The 20,957-nt window shown below is 47.7% G+C and carries 22 protein-coding genes; 5 read left to right on the top strand and 17 right to left on the bottom strand.

What is annotated here, in order from left to right; all coding sequences use genetic code 11:
* Positions 1-309 precede the first annotated feature (309 nt).
* A complete protein-coding gene (locus CWM47_RS02660; protein ID WP_100986236.1) occupies positions 310-648 on the top strand; it encodes a YciI family protein in 339 nt (112 codons plus the stop codon).
* Positions 649-1,893 carry an RNA polymerase sigma factor gene (locus CWM47_RS02655; protein WP_100986235.1) on the top strand — a complete coding sequence of 415 codons (1,245 nt, stop codon included), beginning with the start codon at positions 649-651 and terminating at the stop codon, positions 1,891-1,893.
* Between the two features lie 168 nt (positions 1,894-2,061).
* On the opposite strand, the gene CWM47_RS02650 is transcribed toward CWM47_RS02655, so the two are convergent.
* A complete protein-coding gene (locus CWM47_RS02650) occupies positions 2,062-2,880 on the bottom strand; it encodes a CPBP family intramembrane glutamic endopeptidase (protein ID WP_100986234.1) in 819 nt (272 codons plus the stop codon).
* A gap of 476 nt (positions 2,881-3,356) precedes the next feature.
* Here CWM47_RS02650 and CWM47_RS02645 point away from each other — a divergent pair, with 476 nt between their 5' ends.
* Complete coding sequence (locus tag CWM47_RS02645) at positions 3,357-3,950, top strand: Crp/Fnr family transcriptional regulator (protein WP_100986233.1); 594 nt, start codon at positions 3,357-3,359, stop codon at positions 3,948-3,950.
* A 63-nt stretch (positions 3,951-4,013) separates the two neighbouring features.
* Here CWM47_RS02645 and CWM47_RS02640 read toward each other — a convergent pair whose 3' ends face one another.
* The 7 genes from CWM47_RS02640 to CWM47_RS02610 all read right to left on the bottom strand — a co-directional run bounded on the left by CWM47_RS02640 (position 4,014) and on the right by CWM47_RS02610 (position 9,188).
* The gene (locus CWM47_RS02640) at positions 4,014-4,868 is read right to left on the bottom strand and encodes an NmrA/HSCARG family protein (protein ID WP_100986232.1); all 855 of its coding nucleotides are present in this window, start codon (positions 4,866-4,868) and stop codon (positions 4,014-4,016) included.
* Between the two features lie 33 nt (positions 4,869-4,901).
* A complete protein-coding gene (locus CWM47_RS02635) occupies positions 4,902-5,261 on the bottom strand; it encodes a nuclear transport factor 2 family protein (protein WP_100986231.1) in 360 nt (119 codons plus the stop codon).
* 153 nt (positions 5,262-5,414) lie between these two features.
* Positions 5,415-6,161 (bottom strand): SDR family NAD(P)-dependent oxidoreductase, encoded by a 747-nt coding sequence (locus CWM47_RS02630; RefSeq protein WP_100986230.1) that lies wholly within the window; start codon positions 6,159-6,161, stop codon positions 5,415-5,417.
* Between the two features lie 32 nt (positions 6,162-6,193).
* Positions 6,194-7,186, bottom strand: coding sequence for an alpha/beta hydrolase (locus CWM47_RS02625; protein WP_100986229.1), 993 nt, complete (start codon positions 7,184-7,186; stop codon positions 6,194-6,196).
* A 165-nt stretch (positions 7,187-7,351) separates the two neighbouring features.
* Positions 7,352-7,633: a GNAT family N-acetyltransferase gene (locus tag CWM47_RS02620; protein ID WP_100986228.1), complete on the bottom strand. Its 282-nt coding sequence runs from the start codon at positions 7,631-7,633 to the stop codon at positions 7,352-7,354.
* A gap of 63 nt (positions 7,634-7,696) precedes the next feature.
* On the bottom strand, positions 7,697-8,308 hold the full coding sequence (locus CWM47_RS02615) for an NADPH-dependent F420 reductase (RefSeq protein WP_100986227.1): 612 nt from the start codon (positions 8,306-8,308) through the stop codon (positions 7,697-7,699).
* Positions 8,309-8,324: 16 nt separating this feature from the next.
* On the bottom strand, positions 8,325-9,188 hold the full coding sequence (locus CWM47_RS02610) for a pirin family protein (protein ID WP_100986226.1): 864 nt from the start codon (positions 9,186-9,188) through the stop codon (positions 8,325-8,327).
* Positions 9,189-9,932: 744 nt separating this feature from the next.
* On the opposite strand from CWM47_RS02610, the gene CWM47_RS02605 reads away from it, so the two are divergent.
* On the top strand, positions 9,933-10,568 hold the full coding sequence (locus tag CWM47_RS02605; RefSeq protein WP_100993704.1) for a methyltransferase domain-containing protein: 636 nt from the start codon (positions 9,933-9,935) through the stop codon (positions 10,566-10,568).
* A 741-nt stretch (positions 10,569-11,309) separates the two neighbouring features.
* Here the strand turns inward: CWM47_RS02605 and CWM47_RS02600 are convergent.
* Together CWM47_RS02600 and CWM47_RS02595 are read right to left on the bottom strand one after the other, a co-directional pair.
* Complete coding sequence (locus tag CWM47_RS02600) at positions 11,310-11,804, bottom strand: nuclear transport factor 2 family protein (RefSeq protein ID WP_100986225.1); 495 nt, start codon at positions 11,802-11,804, stop codon at positions 11,310-11,312.
* A gap of 76 nt (positions 11,805-11,880) precedes the next feature.
* A complete protein-coding gene (locus tag CWM47_RS02595) occupies positions 11,881-12,711 on the bottom strand; it encodes an AraC family transcriptional regulator (RefSeq protein WP_100986224.1) in 831 nt (276 codons plus the stop codon).
* Between the two features lie 439 nt (positions 12,712-13,150).
* Between CWM47_RS02595 and CWM47_RS02590 the strand changes: the two genes are divergently transcribed.
* On the top strand, positions 13,151-13,675 hold the full coding sequence (locus CWM47_RS02590; RefSeq protein WP_100986223.1) for a DinB family protein: 525 nt from the start codon (positions 13,151-13,153) through the stop codon (positions 13,673-13,675).
* Between the two features lie 166 nt (positions 13,676-13,841).
* On the opposite strand, the gene CWM47_RS37955 is transcribed toward CWM47_RS02590, so the two are convergent.
* From CWM47_RS37955 to CWM47_RS02555, 7 genes are all read right to left on the bottom strand, one after another.
* On the bottom strand, positions 13,842-14,081 hold the full coding sequence (locus CWM47_RS37955; protein ID WP_157815882.1) for a hypothetical protein: 240 nt from the start codon (positions 14,079-14,081) through the stop codon (positions 13,842-13,844).
* Positions 14,082-14,403: 322 nt separating this feature from the next.
* Complete coding sequence (locus tag CWM47_RS02580) at positions 14,404-14,763, bottom strand: integrase core domain-containing protein (RefSeq protein ID WP_100993703.1); 360 nt, start codon at positions 14,761-14,763, stop codon at positions 14,404-14,406.
* Positions 14,705-15,304 (bottom strand): DDE-type integrase/transposase/recombinase, encoded by a 600-nt coding sequence (locus CWM47_RS02575; protein ID WP_157815880.1) that lies wholly within the window; start codon positions 15,302-15,304, stop codon positions 14,705-14,707. The genes CWM47_RS02580 and CWM47_RS02575 overlap by 59 nt, the downstream gene beginning before the upstream one ends.
* Positions 15,274-15,453, bottom strand: a complete 180-nt coding sequence (locus CWM47_RS02570) for a hypothetical protein (RefSeq protein WP_100986220.1) — start codon at positions 15,451-15,453, stop codon at positions 15,274-15,276. The genes CWM47_RS02575 and CWM47_RS02570 overlap by 31 nt, the downstream gene beginning before the upstream one ends.
* Positions 15,454-15,988: 535 nt before the next feature.
* Positions 15,989-16,744: a LytR/AlgR family response regulator transcription factor gene (locus CWM47_RS02565; protein ID WP_100986219.1), complete on the bottom strand. Its 756-nt coding sequence runs from the start codon at positions 16,742-16,744 to the stop codon at positions 15,989-15,991.
* Between the two features lie 108 nt (positions 16,745-16,852).
* Positions 16,853-18,871, bottom strand: a complete 2,019-nt coding sequence (locus CWM47_RS02560) for a sensor histidine kinase (RefSeq protein ID WP_100986218.1) — start codon at positions 18,869-18,871, stop codon at positions 16,853-16,855.
* The gene (locus CWM47_RS02555) at positions 18,868-20,880 is read right to left on the bottom strand and encodes a histidine kinase (RefSeq protein WP_100986217.1); all 2,013 of its coding nucleotides are present in this window, start codon (positions 20,878-20,880) and stop codon (positions 18,868-18,870) included. Before CWM47_RS02555 ends, CWM47_RS02560 begins: the two co-directional genes overlap by 4 nt.
* Positions 20,881-20,957: the final 77 nt, after the last annotated feature.

The raw sequence follows: 20,957 nt of genomic DNA, 5'->3' as shown, positions 1-20,957 counted from the left end.
CTAGACAGTTATCTAGGTTAAGCAAGTAGCTAAGATCATTAATTCTTTCCGGTTAAAAAAGTGAACGTCCAACTAAGCGCCCCATTTTCGGGCAGGAGAATTCACTGTATCGCACTTAGGAGCGTTTTTTCAGGTACAATATTTTTCTATTATTTAATTTCACCCAACGGGTTAATTGTTAATGATCTTTTGAACGCGCTAGAAAGTCTCAACAATCATACCACAGACGATTAGGAATTTTTTCCAGCAGGTTGTCCATTCCTACCCATCCCGATCGTCATTCGTTTTTAACCTGTAAACATCCTTGCAATGAAAGACTTCTTATTAATTTTCAGATCTCCCGAACAGGCCCGCCCAACTGCATCACCGGAAGAAATGCAGGCGAACCTGAAACGGTGGATGGACTGGTTTGGCAGCATCGCTGCGCAAAACAAACTGGCCGATCGCGGAAACCGATTGGCGCATGAGGGGAAAGTGGTACGCCCCAATCAGGTGATCACGGACGGTCCCTACACCGAGATCAAAGAATCAATCGGCGGCTACATCGGTGTAAAAGCCGAGTCATTGGACGAAGCGGCGGCCATGGCCAGTACTTGCCCGATCCTGCTCGAGGGCGGAAATGTAGAAGTGAGAGAAATTGCGATTTAAATGAACGAACCAGACCTGATACCCCATCTTTTCAGAACAGAATACCGGAAAATCACCGCCGTTCTTTCAAAACGGTTTGGTCTGGAACACATTGCAATTGCCCAGGATATTGCGAGTGATACGTTTTTGCAGGCTTCGGAAACATGGGGGATAAAAGGGCTTCCTGAAAATCCAACGGCCTGGCTGTATGCCGTCGCTAAAAACAAAGCAAAGGATTATCTCAAACGCAATACGCTGTTTAACCAGAAAATCGCGCAGCAGATTACCTATGAGCTAAATGGTGTAGAAAATTCCGGTTCGGAAATCGACATTGATCTTTCGGACCGGAACATTACAGACAGCCAGTTACAAATGATGTTTGCCATCTGTCATCCGTCCATTCCGGCGGAGGCCCAGATTGGGCTGTCGCTCAATATCCTTTGCAGTTTTGGTGTAAATGAAATCGCAGCTGCGTTTTTGACGACTAAAGAAACCATTACTAAGCGACTTTTTCGCGCACGGGAAAAACTGCGTTCAAATCAGGTAAAAATAGCGTTTCCGCAGGCCTCTGAAATTCAGAACCGTTTGGAAAATGTGCTGACCACCCTGTATCTGCTGTTTAATGAAGGATATTATGCTTCCGGGTGCGATGTTACCTTGCGCAAAGATGTTTGCCTGGAAGCTGTCCGACTCACGAATTTGCTTTTGGAAAGTAAGCTCACGAGTCAGCCGCCCGTCTATGCCTTGCTGGCATTAATGTGTTTTCATGCCTCGCGGTTCGAAGCCCGGACTGATTCCGAGGGGGAAACGGTGCTTTATGAAGATCAGGATGAAGGGCTTTGGGATGAAAACCTGATCCGCCAGGGCGAGCATTTTCTAAACCAGTCATCATCAGGCAATACGCTTTCAAAATACCATTTGGAAGCCAGAATCGCCTATTTTCATACCATCAAAAATGATACAAAGGAAAAGTGGGAGCGTATTCTGCAACTCTATAACCAACTGCTGATCATCGAATATTCCCCCATGGCCGCCTTAAACCGGACTTATTCATTATCAAAAGCAAACGGAAAAGAAATCGCGATCAAAGAAGCAGAAAAATTGAACCTCACCTCACACCATCTCTATCATGCCTTACTAGGAGAATTGTACACGGGCATCGACAACGAAAAAGCGGTAAATCATTTCAAAACGTCCCTGGAACTAACCCATTCCAAAGCAGATCGGAAGGTGATTGTCAGGAAGCTATCTGCTCTGGGCTATTAGGTCTTCAGTGCAAAACGGCGGGGCCGCCCGTGCGGGCCATCCAGTCGGACTGCCGAAGCAGCCGGACCAAAATGAAAATAGCCGCGCCACGGTGGCCCCGTAAAACGCTGATTTATAGAATTAGTAAAAAAAACGAGCGTTTACGTAAGACCGTGAATTTAGGTTCATTTACAGTCTACCGAGCTTATTTTTGCCAGTATAGAAGAGAGAAACGGCTGCAATCGCCAGAATCATTACTCCTGCAAAAGCGACTAAACCAATGGTTTCCGTTTTGGCTTCATACCCTTTTTCGACGACTGCTTCCCAGATCCCATTTTTGTTTTTGAAGCCCATCATCCATTGACCGAAGTTCCAGGCACTATGAAGCCCTACCGGCAAAGCTAGTCCACGAGTTTTGAGCGCTGAGATACCAAATAAAAGGCCACCCAATCCTGAACCGACTAGTGCCATCGTCCAGCCCATGCCAGCCAGCACATGTTCACTAATGAAGATCACAAGAATGATCAGTAGGGCTATTGCTGAAGTCATGGAGTAACTAAGACTTCTCAACGCGTAGGCGCGAAAAACCAGTTCTTCCCGACAGGCCACCAACAAATAGAGCAAAGCTGATAAACCAATCTCCGCCGCCGTCATGTGTGGATTAAAAATAAGCCGAAGATGACCAAAAAGCAGTACGAAGCATGCCTGCATCACAGCCATAGAAGCCCCAATGACATAACCTGTTACAAATCGGTTAGCACTCTGACGGCCGGGTTTGAGACCCACATAGGCTAAACGGAGTTTTTCCCATCGGGCAAATACAACCACCAACCCGACAGTCAAAAGGGAGGCCAGTGCGATTGACAGCAAATTGGCAATCGTTGTAGGCAGGCTCTTTGTCAATCGGGACGTAAAGAGCAATATAGCCACACTAAGTATGTAAAAGAGCCATACACGAAGCAACGTGTAGACTGATTTCTGATTGAAGCTATTAAGATCGGTTAGCATCTAGGCTGTTAATGTAGATTTTGCAAGGCAACAAATTATTTATTCAACAAATTAAAATAAATAACATAGTACTATGCAAAGCATACTACTCAAATGGTAGCTTTCAGGGATAAAGGGTTGTTTGTATTTGATATTTCATCTTAAAGTGATTAAGTTATCTCTTTTGACGCCCGTATTGTCGAGTCAAATAGCTGAATATTGCCCTGTCTCATGTATGAGCGTTTTTTGAGAATATGTTACGATGGTCGTTTGATTTTTGATAACTGTCAAACACAATCCTTAGCATATGCCTTTAGGCATACAGTATATGATTGACAGATATAATAATTAGCCCGTCCTATCAACCGCCGATACATCGTTAGAATAAGACAGACATCGGTTTGTATAACTTTCCGTTTCAGCAAACCCTATTTTGCCAGTTACTATCTTTAGCACCTGAAACGTTGTCTTAGACTTTTTACTTTGTCCGCTGGTTGATGGTTAATCCACTTATACAATATATACAAGAACGCTCCACCATACCACTTTCCGAAACCGATATCAGCCTGCTGGAGGAAGCGTTCATCCCCAAAAAATTAAGAAAGCGGCAATTCCTGCTGCAGGAAGGTGAAGTCTGTAAATACATCGCCTTCATTGTGAAGGGAGCCACCCGGCAATATACGGTCGACGAAAAAGGGTATGAGCACGTGCTCAATTTATGCATCGAAAACTGGTGGACGTCGGACCGGGAGAGCTTTCATAAAGAAACACCGTCTATTTACAACATAGATGCCTGGGAAGAAACCGAGTTGCTCTTACTGCCCAAGGCAAATGGCTATTACGAACGCGTTAATACCATTCCGGCCTTCAACGAAATGCGGATAAAGCTGGATGATAACCAGCACATGGCAGTTCAAAAACGCCTGAACATGGCCCAAAACTACACGGCCGATTACCGCTATGAGGAGTTGACTAAACTATATCCCGAATTCCTGCAGCGTTTTCCCCAGCATATTATCGCATCTTACCTGGGTATAACCAAAGAAACGCTGAGCCGCATTCGCCATCAACATCTGAAAAAAGCAAGCTGATTCAGTGTCAATCAACGCATGGCCGGGCAGGGTGACGACTTTATTGCGTTATAATCCAACCCATCAGGTAGTTTCCCAATGGTGGACCAGGTACGCATCCACCGATGAGAGTGGAAAGAACATCGTTTCCAATTCCGCTAGGTTGGCACTATAGCCAACCGATTCAAACCAGCTAAACATCAGACTCATCTCGTCACCGGCCTGTTCACGGAAACGGTCAAGCGAAAGTTGCTGGTACCGCACGGGTTTGTTGAGTACTTCGCTTAAGGTTGCTGCCAGCTCAGTCATTGAGATACTTACACTGGCCAGGTCTAGTTCTTTTCCTAAAAAACGGGCGCTATCAGCAAACACGGTCGCCACCATGTTGCCATAATCGGCCTCGGATAATTGCTGTAGTTTCGTGTCGGGGCTTAGGGGCAAAGCAATCAGGCCATCATCAATCATGGCCTGCATGTTCCTGTAATTGTACATGAAGTAGACAGGGCGCAGGATGGTATACGGCAACCCGATTGCCCGGATATACGCTTCTATCTGGTACTTGCTGTCAAAATGCGGAATACCCGTATGGCGATTGGCACTTCCCACAGACGAATAAACAAACTGCCTAACGCCCACTTTTTTAGCCAGATCAGCTACTGTTTTTCCCTGATTAACTTCCGCATCGACACCGTGGGCAAAATCCTGCATGGAAAATACACCCCAGACGCCCTGTAGTGCGTTTTCCAGTGACGCCAGGTCCTCATAATCACCGGCGACTAACTCGGCGCCCAACGTCTCCAGCGCGTTGGCTTTCTCGCTCGCCTTGTTCCGAACCAGGGCACGAACCGTAAATTCACCCTGCTCCAGCAGGCTTTTTGTGACAGCACGGCCCTGGTTACCGGTGGCTCCGGTAACCAGGATTACGGGTTTTACGGTCATTTTGCGAATTACTTTTGGTGATTTAACCTCCCTTTATTGAGCATCCATGAATACAAACAGATGCGCTACTTTCTCCTTTTCTACCACAAAAAAATCCATGCCGGTCAGGACATTCGGCTGGGGGCCGGTCCGTATTTCCCAGTATAGGCGGGCTCCATGCTGGGTGCTTTCCATCGGTTTTGCTATGGTGAAGGTAAAATTGGCATCACCCGCAAACAGCGTATCGATAAAATCAGAAACGGCTGCGCTGCCGCTCAGGATAAACGCCTTGTCGTACATTTTTATATCGTCGGCATAGATGGTTTGCATCAGTGCGTCACGCGTTGTACGGTCTTTCTCGTTCCAGACAGCCAGGTGGGTTTGCTGGAGCGTATTCAATAACTGGGTATCCATAGGGAATCTGGCTCGTTCGTTTCTTAACATTGCACGAAGCTGTTTGCGTTGAGCGCTTTGCGCTCAACGCAAACAGCTTCGTGTGTCTTGCTACCCAAAAGTACGCGTTGCCGTCGATGCAAAACGTTGATGTACATCAACAAAGAGCACGCATCACGTGGTTTGGCCCCCGTCTACGTTCAGCGTTATACCGGTGATGTATTGAGCGTCATCGCTCGCCAGGAAGGCCACCGCAGCGCCAATGTCCGTCGGGTTACCATACCGCCCCAGGGCTACGGATTGCAGCATGGACGAACTGTACGGACCATCGGCCGGATTCATGTCGGTGTCGATCAGCCCCGGCTGTATGATGTTTGCGGTGATGTTTTTGCTGCCCAGATCCCGGGCCCAGCTACGGGTGTAGGCCGCGAGGGCCGCTTTTGTAGCCGCATAATCACCTATACCCGCATAAGCCGAGCGACTGCCGCCGGTAGAGCCAATGCTGATGATCCGGCCGCCAGTACCCATATACGGCAATGCCGTACGAACGGTATGCACGACGCCATGCACATTGACCTCCCACTGTTTCTTGAAGGCCACTACATCGGCTTCGGCAGCATCGATGGTGCCGGTGATAAATAAGCCGGCACTGTTGACGACGATGTCGATACGCCCGAACGTATCGACTACTGATTTAATGGCCGCATCAATTTCTGCATCACTGCTGGTATCCGCTTTGATCGCCAGCACATTGACACCCAGGGATTGACTTTCAGTGGCCAGTTTTTCTGCTTTCTCTCGTGAACTGACATAGGTGAAGGCAACACTGGCCCCTTCTTCGGCTAACCGTTTTACAATGCCCGCACCAATTCCCCGGCTACCGCCGGTAACAAAAGCGACCTTTCCCTGAAGTTTAGTCATGGTATTTCTTCGTTTCTATTTTTTTGAGACGTTTAGGCCTTTAAAGCCGCTTTGATCACTGCAGCTGCCTGCAACATAGCCGTTTGTACTGCCGGCACGGTGGCAATGGGATTCAGCAGGCCGTAGTCGTGAATCAAACCACCATACCGAGTGTGGGTTACCGGCACACCCGCTTCGTTCAGCTTACGGGCATAGGCTTCGCCCTCATCCCGCAATACATCGTTTTCGGCAGTTTGTACCAGCGCTGGTGGCAAGCCTGTCAACTCCTCGGCAGTAGCTTGGAGGGGTGATGCATAGATCTCGTTGCGCTTAGTGGTGTCGGGCAGGTAGTTATCCCAAAACCACTTCATCATGTTTTTGGTGAGGAACCGACCGCTGGCAAACAGGTTGTACGAGCCGGTATCAAAATCGGCATTGGTAACGGGCCACAGCAGCACCTGTAATTTGAGTTTGGGACCGTTGTTGCGTTTAGCCATCAAGGCCACCACCGCCGACATATTACCACCAACACTGTTGCCGACAACGGCCATGTTGCTGCCATCCACCCCTATTTCAGCGCCATGTTCAGCTACCCATTGCAGGGTGGCGTAAATCTCGTTGATAGCCGTTGGGTACTGCGCTTCGGGCGAAGGCGTATAATCGGGGAAAACGGCCACAGCACCACTGTGCACTACCAGATCACGCACGATTCGTCGGTGGGTCGGGTAGTCGCCTAGCACCCAGCCTCCCCCGTGGATGAAGAGGAACACCGGTGCACCATCCTGACTCTGTTCGGGCTTTACGATGTGAACGTTTACCTGGTAGCCGTTCTGTGAGATCGTTTTTTCGGTCTCGGTAATACCCGAGTAATCGACCTCGACCGATTGCTGAGCACCGGTCAATACCTGCCGGGCATCGGCGGGGCTTAAGGCTTCCACGGGCTTCCCATCGCCTGCATTCAATGCCTGCAAAAATGTTCTAACCTCTGAAAAAATCTGTGGGTCCTGCTCGCCTTTAAACGGGCGCTCCTGTGCCGTGCTACTCATTGTTTATAGCCGTTAAGTTTGTGAAGATGTTGAAACTGGTAATCCCTTTTGGGACGCGACAAAATTAGCGCCCCGGAAAGCGGCAGGCATTGAGGTATGATAAAAAGCACTGTTGATGTACATCAACGAAACCTGACCGTATATCCCACTTATTGGTTTCGCCCGTTAAAACAGTACATCCTGATAGTCAGGCGTTTTATCAAATATAGCTCGGGCAAAGGGACAGAGCGGCAGAATTTTCAGCTGTTTTCCCCGCGCCCAGACAACGGCTGCCTGCACCAGTTGTTTGCCAATACCCTCGCCTTTGAGGGCTTCGCTTACGCCGGTATGGTCGATGATGATTCGTTGATCGCCCGACCATACATAGGTCATTTCGGCTTCTGTTTTACCGTCTACCGCTACGTAAAACAGTCCCTTATGTCCGTTGTCTTTATGCTGAATGTCCATGAATGACGCGCGTTGTCTACTGATTAATGATGGCCTTGTACTACTGCTGGCGTAGTCAGTTGCTTACCGGTTTACCTTAATAAGTTCAATCCCGGACAAGGCCCCGCCCACATCCTGAAGGTGGCCGCCCTGCCTGAACGTGCCCAAATCAATCGGTTCAAAACTCATTGCTTTGGTAATGTCGGCTACTTGTTTTTTCGCATCGCCATCATCACCACTGATAACAATGACTGTATTTCCAATACCGCTTTGTGAAGGCTGAGCCAAGGTAGCAGCCGCCAGGGTATTGAACGCTTTAACGACCCGATGGGTCTGAAACAGGGCCGCTACGTGTTCACCCGTTGGTTTGCCCGCGGTATCAGCCAGTTGGAAAGGGCTGACCGACAGAATATTATTAGTGGCGTCGACCAAAATCTTCCCATTATGCCCCTGTAGTTGGCTGGCCAGATCCGATAGCTGTGACCAGGGGACGGCGATGAACAAAACGTCGGCCTGGGCAATGGTTTGGGTAAAGTCGGCGGCCCTCAACGATCCGCCAATGGAAGTCACCAAGTCTGTCAACGACGCTGGTCCCCGGCGGTTGGTGATCAGCACCGGGTAAGTTGTTTTTGCTAAATGTGTAGCCAGTCCACGCCCGATATGGCCTGAACCGATAATGCCAATTGTGTAACTCATGCTTGTTGTGTAAAAATTAATAGGTCAGTTTCTGTGCTTCCGGTACGGTGGCGATGTGCTTCATGGCCCCGCTTCGGTATTGTTTGTACAGGTCGGTAATCTCAGCCTGGGTGTCGGCGATGAAAGGCCCGTAGGAAACAATGGCCTCGTGGGTTGGCTTGGCCGCATACAGCACAAAACGCACCCCCTGTTCGCTCGCCTGCATCGTCAGTTGGCTGTCTTCTTCGGTATCGACTACATCCAGCCAGGCTACCTGATCGTGGTTTATGTCTTTACCCGCGATTTGTAGGGAACCGCTGATGACATAGAGAAACGTGTTAAAGTTGGCCGGCAACTGAACGCTAGTGCCAACGCCTGCTTGCAGCTCAAACTCGGCGACAATGAGCGGTGTGTAATGTTGTATGGGTGATTGGATACCGGCCAGTGAACCGCTGTACAGCCGCATGTACACGCCCTCTTTGTTTACCACCGGAACATGTTCGGCGGGTAGAATCTGAATACGTGGTGTAGCCTGGCGGTCTTTGCGGGGCAGGTTCAGCCATAGTTGAAACAAACGCCCTTTTGTGGGGCCTTCTATGGTTTCGGTGTGGATCGTACCGCTACCAGCCGTCATGATCTGAAAGTCCCCCTTTTTCATGGACTCCAGCATTTCCTTTATTTCCCCATCAATCAGAAGAGACACCGTTTCAAAACCGGCGTGGGGATGAGGGCCACCGGCGGGTTCGTCATTTTTCTTATCCAGCCAGTCGTCCATCAGGAAAATAAACGGATCTGTTTTTTGAAAACCGCCGGTCAAAACACTACGTGCTATATGACCAGCCCCCAGAAAGCCGCGTTCGTCAGGCGGTGTATACAGGCTGGCAATGGTCCTTTTTCTCATTACGTTGTTCCTTTTATTGAGGAACAAACTTACGATTGCCCAGCTCGGCCAGCCATTGAGGTATGGTAATAAAAACTATTGACCTAGATCAACAACGTCCCGGTAGCACATGGGACGTTATGGGTGATTAGTGAGTAGACTTGAAACGATTTATTATCAGGTACCAATAGTCACTTACCAACCATCAGCCAACAAATCATGGCGTCGACAATGCCATATGCTTTTCGGTCTGATTTGTACTATTGTTTCCAGGTTTAGCTAATTAGTTTTAGAAAAATGTAAGCTACTTGTCTTGCTGCTTCGGTAAGCTATAAAGTGTTGCCTTAGAGCGTATGTCAGGTACGGCTCCCGGGCGACCTGGCTATCCGTAGCCCTGAGCCTATAAAGGTTTCTCCGAATACCAGATTCAGCGTGGTGGCCCGAACCAAAGATATGAGTGGCTAGTCAAACGCCCGTATTGTCGAGTCAAATAGCTGAATGTTCCCCTGTCTCATTTATGAGCGTTTTTGCAAGACACCAACTTTTTAATATCTGTCCAATTCAGTTCGTAGCATACGCTGTGGCAGACCGATAAACGGTAACAAGTCAACAAACCGAACCCCCTATAAAACGCGGACCATTATAGCCAAAGCAGACTAAGCATGGTGGGTAAGTTCGCTCATTTCTTGATCAGTTTTACGCCTGATCCAGCAAAACATCCCCTATAAACGATCGGTTAGTCTCTTGATCAGTTACATGATTCTTATGACCGCTAATAATCCATTTCAACGGTACGACGAAACCGACGACCGGCAATTTTACGGGCAGCCCCGCCTGGTCAACCACATCGACGATGCTGCCGTCCGGGCTACCACCAACTTATATGCCGAATATTTGCCCGTTGGCGGTAATATTCTCGATCTGATGAGCAGTTGGGTAAGCCACCTGCCTACCAACATACAGTACGGACGCGTAGCCGGACTGGGCATGAACGAGGTCGAGTTGAAGGCCAACCCACAACTCACCGAGTACGTGGTACAGAACCTCAACCAAACACCCAGCCTCTCTTACCGCGACAGTACCTTCGACGGGGGCATGGTAACGGTGTCGGTGCAGTACCTGACTCAGCCGGTGATTGTTTACCGGGAGGTGGCGCGGGTGCTGCGGCCCGGCAGTCCGTTCCTGACCGTGTTCTCCAATCGCATGTTTCCTACCAAGGCCGTTGCCATCTGGCAATCGCTTGATGATCTGGGACATCAGCAGTTGGTCCGTTCGTATTATGAGCAAACCGGCCTGTTCGACCAAATAGAGGTCCTTGATCGTAGCCCGCGTGGCTGGAGTGATCCGCTATTTGCGGTGGTAGGCCGGGTTAAAGAGGAGATTGGCTCAACAGACGATTAATACGGTATTCATTTGATAAGCAACTATGGGGGAGCGCGCCCATTCATACGAAATGGTCCATCAACAATAATTTGTACAGCTAGTCAATGTAGTACGAGGTCAAGTAAAGAAACGCTTGGCCAAATGGACGATACTGGCTGAGTTGCGGCCCAGCTTGCCCTTTGCCGTTATCGTCTTAAATCGTACACGAAACCGTTCACTTTAATGGTTTTTCAGCCAGTGGAAACTATCCTGTTGACCCGAGCGAAAAGGAAAATTCGCGATCAAAAGTTTCTTTGTTAAAGAAGCTCAGGTATCCATTGCACCCGAGGCCAACAAGTATATACTGGCTTTTGTGACGCCCTATATAAGAGCGGATAAAAGTGAAGCTTATTGTGAAGTAGCTCAAGCCGGGTTGATCCGGAACACTTTTACGACAGCTACAAGATTCCACACTGCTTTTTAGTGGAAGTTAAATTCAAGTAAATGGCTAATTGAAGTATATCTTAAAAAAGGTACCGCAACGGCCGGTTCACCGGAGTGGGATCGTAAAATAATCAAGAGGGGACTCGCTTTAGCTACCTACTGGTCTGTAAACCCAATCGCGTTCGGCTATTTTGAGATGCCTGCTAAATCTCGACTTTGGATGATTTTCATGAGAATAAAGAAAAAGGGGTTTATAACCCCTTTTTGAAAGAATTCAGATGTGAAGTTGTTCCTATTACTTTAGGAATGAGTACTCTGTTCACCTGGTTGAACAAACTACTTTACGACAATCAACTTCCCTTTAGCATAGTCCTGCACGATTATGGCCGAAATTTTCCATTGGCTTCCTTGTTTTTCGAGGACAAAAAAGTCGCGGGAACTTGTCTTTTCTCCGCCCATATCCATTTCACCGGTTGCACTGACCCAGGCTGTATTACCGTTGACATGAACACGGGGATCCAATTGGGCATATTTCCCTTTGGAAGGCTGAGGGTGTTCTTTCACATAGCTACCCACCATGTGGCTCATGGCGGGGTAGCCATGAGCCAGAATCAATTGACCAGAAGCCTCATAAACCTGGTAATATAAAGCCTGTGATTTAATGAAATAGTTGAAAAACGTGTTTAAATTTCGCTTATCAAAAGCAGCCTTTGAATCCAGAATAACTTGTTGGATCGCGGCCTGTTCCTGCTTCGATACGGTCGGTTGCTGCTGGCCATTGGTGATGTTGAACAGCATGGCTGCACATCCCAGTAAAATCAATTTTTTCATGATTAGTCGATTTTGTTTGGCCAAAACTACATAGACTACCTACCAGCATAGGGGTAAAAAAACGACAATCGATCCGTTAAAAACTGTGGGAACTGTAAGGATGTAGTAGCGAACGGGTTTCCTCTTCCAACAACAAGGTGGGAGTCGTGCCCGAAAATTCTTTAAAATCTCGACGCATGTGCTGAAGATCATAGTAGTTATTGTGAAGGGCAACCTCGAGCCAATCCAGGTCGGGCCGTTGCTCTTTCAGACGAAAGGCTTTACTAAATCGCGCTAGTCGTCGGAACATTTTGGGCCCCAGTCCTAACCGTTCGTAGCATTTGCGTTCGAACTGCCGGGAGCTTAGACAAGCCTGGTCAGCCAGATAATCCAGTGAAACCAATCGGGTTGGGTCTTCTAGGAACTGAAAAGCCCTATCAATGGGGTGCTTCAGGGCTTGCTTTTTCTGAAACTGACGTAACAAAAAGGCTTCGACGATTTGCTGCATCTTGTCATAGTGTGTTGTTTCCCGGAGTTGTTCGTTCACCCGTCGGATTTCAGCGTTCCACAGTAAAGAAACATCTAATGGGAAATCAAAGATTTCGGCCATCGGAATGCCCAACAGTCGGTGTAAGCCGCCCGGCTCAAAAAAGGTAGCAACAATTAGGTGATCTCGCCCCATCGTCAAATCAACTCGCGAAATCTGGGCGCCAACGCCAATACAGGTGGGGGCAGTACTTGTCTGTCGGGTTTGATAGTAAAATACATCGACTGAATCGCGTGGATAGTATGATAAATTCTGCACCGCATGGGGTGGAAACGGGTAGGTCAGTAAAGGCGATCCGGCTGGGGTCAGCACATGAACAACTTGATACCCCTTGATAAAACTGATCAGGGCAGGATGTGGAGCGTAAATTCGATTGATCATAGTTGGCGAATTTCACTTTCAGGAGAAAATACCAGCGAACATCTAAAAGTAATGTTACGGTATAAAATCCTGATTTACAAACGTGTTAGGATTGAGGGACAATCGCTTAAGGGACCCGTCTTACCAATTGATGCCATCCTTGCTTCAGATAAGAAATTTGATAGACACTAGTTCATCTGCCACTTCTCTCTACCAATTTATTGTTGCAACGCCTTGATTGGCCATCCAGTAAAAGGCATAGAAATATGGGCATCTTGTCGTCTCAAGCGGGAGCGATTTAGCGAGACGGTTGGGCTTGTCCCACTAATAGAGTCTTCGCGTTAATAACTCAAAAATCTTATCTAAAAACGAGCACTCGTTCGCTTATTTAGATAGTTACAATAACTTAGCCGACTAAAAAATTACCGCTTGTCAGCTAAGCCAAACTCGTTTACTACCGATGACTGAAACCCAGATGTTGATCAATCAAACCGATAACGCGTATCAATGGGTTAATAAGCTGGTTGAGTCAGTGCCGCTTGACAAGTGGACGATCATTCCTCCGACAGTAGAATCCAGTATTGATTGGCAGCTTGGACATTTGATTATAAGTCATTATTTTCATTCCATTATGGTAATTCGGGGGCACCAAATGGATATACTTCAACAGTTGCCAATCCGAGACTACAGTGAGTTGTTCACAGCAGCAGGCCCTTCCCTGTCAATAGGTAAAGTAGATTCAGTTCAATTAATAGCTGACTTGCAATTCATGCAACAAAAGTCGTTGGCTATCTTAGCAACTCTGGAAACTTCAGAACTAGATGATCTGCTAGAACCCACTCATACACCTCATCCAATCGCTACCACAAAACGGGAGGCCGTTGATTGGAATATAAAGCACACCATGTACCACTGTGGCCAGATTGGACTCATTAAGCGCGTGGTGGATGAGCGCCATGATTTCGGCCTACGATTAGCAAAATGAGCGAATGGTAGAACTTTCCATTTAAGAAACAGGTACATAATAATTTCTTCGTCCCCATTAGGAGCGATTTAATGAGAATTTTCTAGTTCGCTCTAGCTTAGCTATGACACCCGATTCGTCAGCTCCATAGTGCTGAACTTAGGGTGCCTGATCAACTGGCTCGACTTTACTTGCGCCCAACTTGTTGATATAAATTGACTACTTCCTCAATCACTAGTTGAGGGATCTTCTCCCAGACTCGGTGGTCGGCATCTTTAGCGACGATATAGCGATGGTTGGGCATTGTCCCGAAAAACTGACTGCAAGTAAGCCACTTCGCTTTTTCGGCTTCTTTGATCATGGGCTGAATAGTTCCAGCCCGGATTAGGGTAACTGGTGTGTGAGACGTCAAAAACTTGTCACTCATATATGTGGCCGTAGCTGTAAAATGGGCTATCACATAATATAACCCAACTTTGTATTGCCTGATCAGCTCCCAATCCGTTGGCTTGATTGACCTGACAAAATCATCGGACCATATTTTGGTGAAAAAGCATGGTGTCGCAATATCAACGCAAACCACACCGGTTACTTTCCCTAAACCGGACAAATCGTGTCTTGACCTACTACTGTCAAGGCATCCCCACTAACAGTTCCATCCAAGTAAAGATATTAAGGTGCTCCCAATTAGTTGGACAACTTTCACGTTAATTTAAGCTTGGGGAGGCTGATACAGATTTGTACATTTTTCATTCCCCCTTCGTTTGTTCGACGTATAATTGAGCAGGTGTCTTGTAGTCTAACGATTGGTGCTTACGCTGGTAGTTGTAAAAGTGGAAGTACGTATCCAGCCCTTTAAAAAGGATAAACCATCTGGATAAGCCCGCAAATAAACATGTTCGTATGGCTCCGGCCACCCGGTTGAGCGTTCGCCAAAATCGCTCGACAAAAATATTGTCTAAGGCACGGCCCTTCGAATCCATGCTTATGGCAACTTCTCGCTCTTGTAGAGGTGTTAAAAAGTCTTTACAGGTGAATTGACTTCCTTGATCAGTCGGGGCCGCCCGCGCGGTTGAAAATACACGGTTGTCCCCATTTAGCAAAAGCATCGGCTAAAGCGTCGATACAAAAGTCGGCCAGTAGAGTATTCGATAAGCGCCAACCTAAAATGAAACGTGTGTACCAATCGATGACTACGCACAAATATAAAAATCCATTCGCCATTGGGATGTACGTAATATCGGTGGACCAGACGTGGTTAGGCTCCTGGATGTTCACCCCTCGCAGCAGGTAAGGATAAATTTGATGACCTTGAGCATGTTTTGAGAGATTGGGTTTCTGATAAACCGCTTCTAGAGCCATCAAGCGCATTAATCGATGTATACGTTTGATATTGACTGGATTATCTGGCGTGCTGATTTCCTGATGCATTCGACGCACACCCATCTCCGGCCGTTCGGTAAACAGTTTGTCGATGCGCACCATCAAGGCCGGATTTTCGACTGACTCACCTAACGGCTGGTAATAGTAACTCGACCGAGGGAGGCTCAGTAGGTTACATTGCTGAGCGATACTGAGGTGCTCATGTTGAGGGTCAATCAGTCGACACCGGTCACCGATTAATTCGTCCGTAATTTTTTTTTGAGCCAATCGTTTTCCACTTTGAGTTGCCCGATTTGTTGAAATAGAGGAGCTTCGATTTGTTCGCGTTGCTCGGCGGATAAGACCGGTTTGTTGTTACCAGTCTCGAAGGCTGTCGGTATCGCGTCTAGTAGCTGTCGTTTCCAATCGGTGATCATCTGGGCATGAATACCGAATTAGCTGCTCAACTGGGCCAAAGTTTTGTGCCCTTTGAGCGCTTCTAAGACCACCTTGGTCTTGAATTGAGCATCGTGAGTGCGTCGGATGGAGTTGGCCATTATTGAACATTTCTTAGTTGCAAGATAAGTTGTTTCAAGTTATTCTTGCTTTCCAGTTTTTGGGGAGCACCATACGATGCCCCGTCCCCAGCAGGTTTGGCCTAACCGATACCCTACTTCAGCCGAACAACGCTCAATATCGTCGTGGAGCACGAAGCCTATCCCTCAAACAGCTTCACCCTCAACAGTAATCGCAAAGCTGGTTTCGGGATAAGTGCTCTCTCCAGACTCAAGCCGTTGTCGGGCATCGGCCTGGGTATAAGGATAGGGGAAACGATCGCGCATGTTTAGCCAAATCTCTTTGTTATTCCCGTGTAATTGAAGTGACTGCTCGTCGCCCAGTTGCCAGGAGCGGATACTTCAAATGGTACAATCGATAGACATAACCATATTAGTTGTTTTTAAATAACTGAATTTACACCCACCCAAATCGTTCCATCAGACGGTCTTTCTGTTGTCGGGCAACGGGTATATTGACACCATTGGTTAACAAAAGATAGGTGCCCTCTCCTTTCACTAATTTTTGAATGTGCTCCAGGTTGACGATATACTGTCGGTGAACACGTACGAAATCACCCGTTTCGAGTACGTCCTGGACATCCCCCAGAGTTTTGGCAATCACATACTGCTCGCCATTGGCCAAATAGAAACGCGTGTAGTTACTATCCGATTCGCAATAAACAATCTGCTTTGTTTCCACAAAAACCATCCCGCTGGCATGTGGTAAAGCAATCCTCCCTTTCGTAATTGGGCTAACACCTGCCGCACTGGCAGGATAATATTGCCGCATCAGATCCAGTTGCTGGGGGTTGATGCGGGCTGTGGTTTCGGCCCGACGTACGGTCGCAATCAGATCCACGGTATCAATGGGTTTAAGCAGATAATCCAGCGCACTAAACCGAAAGGCCCGCACCGCATACTGGTCATATGCGGTCACGAACACGATATGAAACGTAATTTCACCAACCTTTTCCAGCAGTTGAAACCCATTCATGAGGGGCATCTCAATATCTAAAAAAACCAGTGCCGGTCGGAGGCTCTGAATCGCTTTCAGGCCGTCGATGCTATCCGTAAACTGGCCTATAACGTCAACCTGCGGACAATGCCGGGCCAGTTGCAGGGCCAGCAGCCTTACATTATCCGGTTCGTCGTCAATGATGAGGGCTTTCATAGGCGAATGAGTGAAAGGGTGAATGAGTGAAAGTGCGAAAGAGTGAGTGCCATCTGGTAAATTTTTGCGTCAGCCATTCGCTCCGCTTCGGCGGTCTGATTTCACTCTTTAAATAGGTATTTGTAAAACAACTTCGGTTCCGACAGGCTGCCCGCTGGTGTCCATCAAGTCCCTGATCACTACCTGTGTATGGGTCTGATAAATCTGGTTGACGAGTGAAATCCGCTCGGAGGTCATCTTCAGCCCAAACGATTTTCGGTGACTGGCCGATTTGCTTTTTAATTCGGCAGACCGGGTTCGCCCCACGCCATCGTCGGTAATGGTCAGCTGGAGCAATGTTTCCTGGGGTAAGGTGGCTTGTACATGCACGGTACCACCCGCGGGTTTGTGCATCAGCCCATGCCAGATAGCATTTTCGACGTAAGGCTGAATCAATAAAGGGGGTATCTCCAGAAATTTCGCATCGACATCCGGTGCTACGTCGATCTGGAATGCTAATTTGTGTTTGAACCGCATCGCTTCCATATCCATATAGAGCCGTAACGTTCCCAGTTCGTTTTGCAGCGTCACGCGTTCGGAGCGGGAGTTTTCGAGGACCATCCGGATAAGACGGGAGAATTTGGTTAAATACTCCGACGCTTTTTCTGATTCATTTTCAATCGCGTATAACTTTATGGAATTGAGACAATTAAAGATAAAGTGCGGATTCATCTGCGACCGTAGTCCGGTCATTTCAGCTTCGGCTACCCGGCGTTCAAAATCAGAACGTAGCTGATTAACGCGCTGCTCTTCGAGCTGACGTTCCAGGATAACTTCATTGGTTTGCTGAACTAACTGCCGTTCCAGAATGGCATTTTGTGTCGCTAATAGCTGTTGCTTTTCCTGAGAAAGGCGTTCAACCTCTATCAGTTGATGGTGTAGAGCACGGTGGGCGATAGCTGATTCATAACCCATATACAGGGCTACGGCAATGGGAATGCTCAAATGCGCAATGCTGAACGTATCAACAGGCGGGGGAGGAATGTAGCCCAGCACTGCGATCGTAAACAAAGTCCATCCTAACAGGAAGCTAAGACTTCCTCCCAAAATAATCCAGGACCCTTTTCGCTGTTGTTTGATCGATCTGATCACGATTCGGAGGACATCCAGATTGATCAGATTCAGAAAGAAAAAGCCAAAGAGTAACCAGCCCCATCCGTAAATAAAGTTGCCCGCCATCATGCATAAAATGCCACAAACGGTAAGCGCTTTAAAGGTCCGGCCTTTGGGCTGCTCCAGGAGCGAATAGATGGACCATAGCATCAGAACTGTATCAAAGACGGACAGATTAAACTCGACAAGGTGCAGCAGGTATTGTACGTCGACCCGGGGTTGAAAGCGGATATATAGCTCAATTGACCAGACACAGGTTTGAAAAAAGCCATAAAAGGAAAAATACAGGTACACGCGTTGTACCGGATAAAAAAGATAAAAGGCCAGGTATAAGATGGCCAGAATGAAAATGACGCCAATCCTGAAACTGCTCCTTTCAAAATCGTTGGCCTGATGGTACTGGTCAAGGGATTGTTCCATTGTATTAACGACCGCCTTGAACCCCCGGTTTTCATAGAGAAAAATGGTTGTATATGTAAGGTTAGGCTGTAAGGCGTACCGCACCGCCAGCACATGACTAGGCGATGGGCTAACCGGGAACGAAATAGGTTTGCCTGCCGGATTAACTGCCCGAATCGCGTGTGGATCACTGGTTAGGTTTCCTAGCTGATGAATACGTTTTCCATCCAGGTAAATCTCCGATGCGCCAATCTGCCAGACCAGCAGGGCCAACTGATGCGGGATGGAATCTTTCAGTGAAAAATGCAGGCGAAGCCAACTAATGCGGGACTCATGTAGCTGCGGCAAATCCATGATGTCTTTTGTGGGATCGATGGCCTGCCAGCGACGATCATTGAATGTCGGATTTGCCCATTGTGGATCATCACCTGCCTGCCATTTCCAGTTCTTGTCCAGCAAAACGCCATCTGGCGGTATAGCATGGATAGGAAAGAGAGCCGACGTTTGTGACCACGCTGTCAGGCCGGACAGCCAAACCAGCGCGGCTATTAAACAGATACGTAACAGCGTCTTCATACGGGTATCTCTAAAATAACCTGTGTGCCACAAGCCTCGCCGAAACTATCGACCAGATCCAGAATCCGGGCCTGCGTATGGATGTTATATAACTGATTGATCATCCTGATCCGGTCCGCTGTTACCTGCATACCGAACGACTTGTGCTTACCTGCCGACTTACTCTTTAACTCATCTGCTCGCTGCCGTCCTACGCCATCGTCGGTGATTTCTATATGCAGTAGATTCTCCTGTGGCTGAGTCACTTCCACGGTTACTGTGCCGCCTTCAGCTTTGTGCATCAGCCCATGCCAGATGGCGTTTTCGACGTAAGGTTGTAGTAATAAGGGCGGAATATGGATAAACCGCTGGTCGATTTCGGGGGCAACCTGAATGCTGAACTCGACCTTTTGTTTGAAACGCATGGCTTCCAGTTCGATGTAGAGTTGAAGGGCTTCCAGCTCGTTTTGAAGCGGGACTAATTCAGAGCGGGAGTTTTCCAGCACGAGCCGAATCAGTCGGGCAAACTTAGTCAGGTAGTCGGAGGCTTTGTCGGCTTCGTTGTCGAGGGTGTAGAGTTTGATGGAGTTAAGGCAATTGAAAATGAAGTGCGGATTCATCTGAGCCCGCAGAGCAGTCATCTCGGTATCGGCCAGTTTCTGTTCGAATTCGGTTTCGAGTTGACGAATGCGCTGGCTTTCCAGCAGGCGGCTTTGTTGTTCAATCTCCTGAGTGCGCTGGGCCAATTGGCGTTCCAGAATTTGGTTCTGCGTAGTTAATAACTGCTGTTTCTCCCGTGAAAGATTTTTGACTTCGATTATTTGTTGCTGTAACGAACGGTGGGTTAAGGCAAACTCATAGGCCAGGTAGAGTGATACCGAAACGGGAATGCTCAGTAGAGCTATATTAAATAATATACGGGAGGGGATGAGCGGCTTAAGGAAATCTAACCATTGCAGCGAAAATAAGGCCCAAAACACGAGGAATCCCATGCACCCGACCATTATAATCCAGGCTCCTTTTCGCCCATTTCTAACCGATTTGACGGCTATCCGCGTGATGTCAATACTGATTAGATTACTGTAGAGCGTAGCATAGATTAGCCAACCCCAGCCATAAATAAAAGCATCGGCAAATGAATTGAAAACAGCTAAAACTACCAGCCATTTAAAACTCCAGCCTTTAGGCTGTGCCAATAATGTATAAATAGCCCATAGCATAAATAAATCCGCGATTATTTCGCTGATCAACAATATAATATGCAGCAGATATTGCGGTTCAATCTCATCATGATGAAGCGTATAAAGTAATACAAACCAACCTGTTGCCTGCAAAAAAGCGTAAGCAGAAAAATACAGATTTGCTTTCTGCACCGGATAAAACAGGTAAATAGCCAGAGACAAGATTCCCATGATAAAAAACACGCCAAGCCTGAAGGAGTCTCCTTCAAAATCTTTGAATTGACGGTCTTGATCAATGGCCCTTTCCAGGGTGTTTAGAATAGCCTTAAAGCCTCGACTCTCGTAATTAGACTTGGGCGGATAGGATAGGTCGGCTTGAAGCGCATACCGTACTGCCAGTAGATGTTGGGTAAAGTTGCTGATAGGGAAAGAAACAGGCTTGCCAGCGGGATTGAGTGCTTTTATCTGGTTCGGATCGCTACTTAGTTTCCCTAAGCGGTGAATGCGCTTTCCATCTAAGTAAACTTCAGTAGCACCTGACTGCCAGATCATGAGGGCTAACTGACTATCAAGGGAGTCGGCCAGTGAAAATCGCAACCGAAACCAGCCAATTGAAGCCTGGTGTAACTGAGGTAACTCCCTGATGTCTTTCGTTGGATCAATACCCTGCCAGCGACGATCATCAAATTCCGGCTTTGCCCACTGCGGATTATCCCCTGTCTGCCACTTCCAATTTTTGTCTAGCAGAACGCCCTGTTGGGGTATCTCGCTGATTATAAACACGGGCGGAGCCTGCCCTGATACGGCAAACCAATTCAGCAACAGAGCCAGGAGAAACAGTGAGCGCATATCATTATAAATAATATACAAGGTACTGATAAACAGCCTCCTCTTTCTTCATTCTCAGGCTGAACAACCTCCTCTTT

The organism is Spirosoma pollinicola (assembly GCF_002831565.1).
In the GTDB taxonomy this organism is placed as follows: Bacteria; Bacteroidota; Bacteroidia; order Cytophagales; family Spirosomataceae; genus Spirosoma; species Spirosoma pollinicola.
The sequence above is the reverse complement of the archived record's forward strand: the minus strand, read 5'-3'. Positions and strand labels throughout refer to the sequence as shown.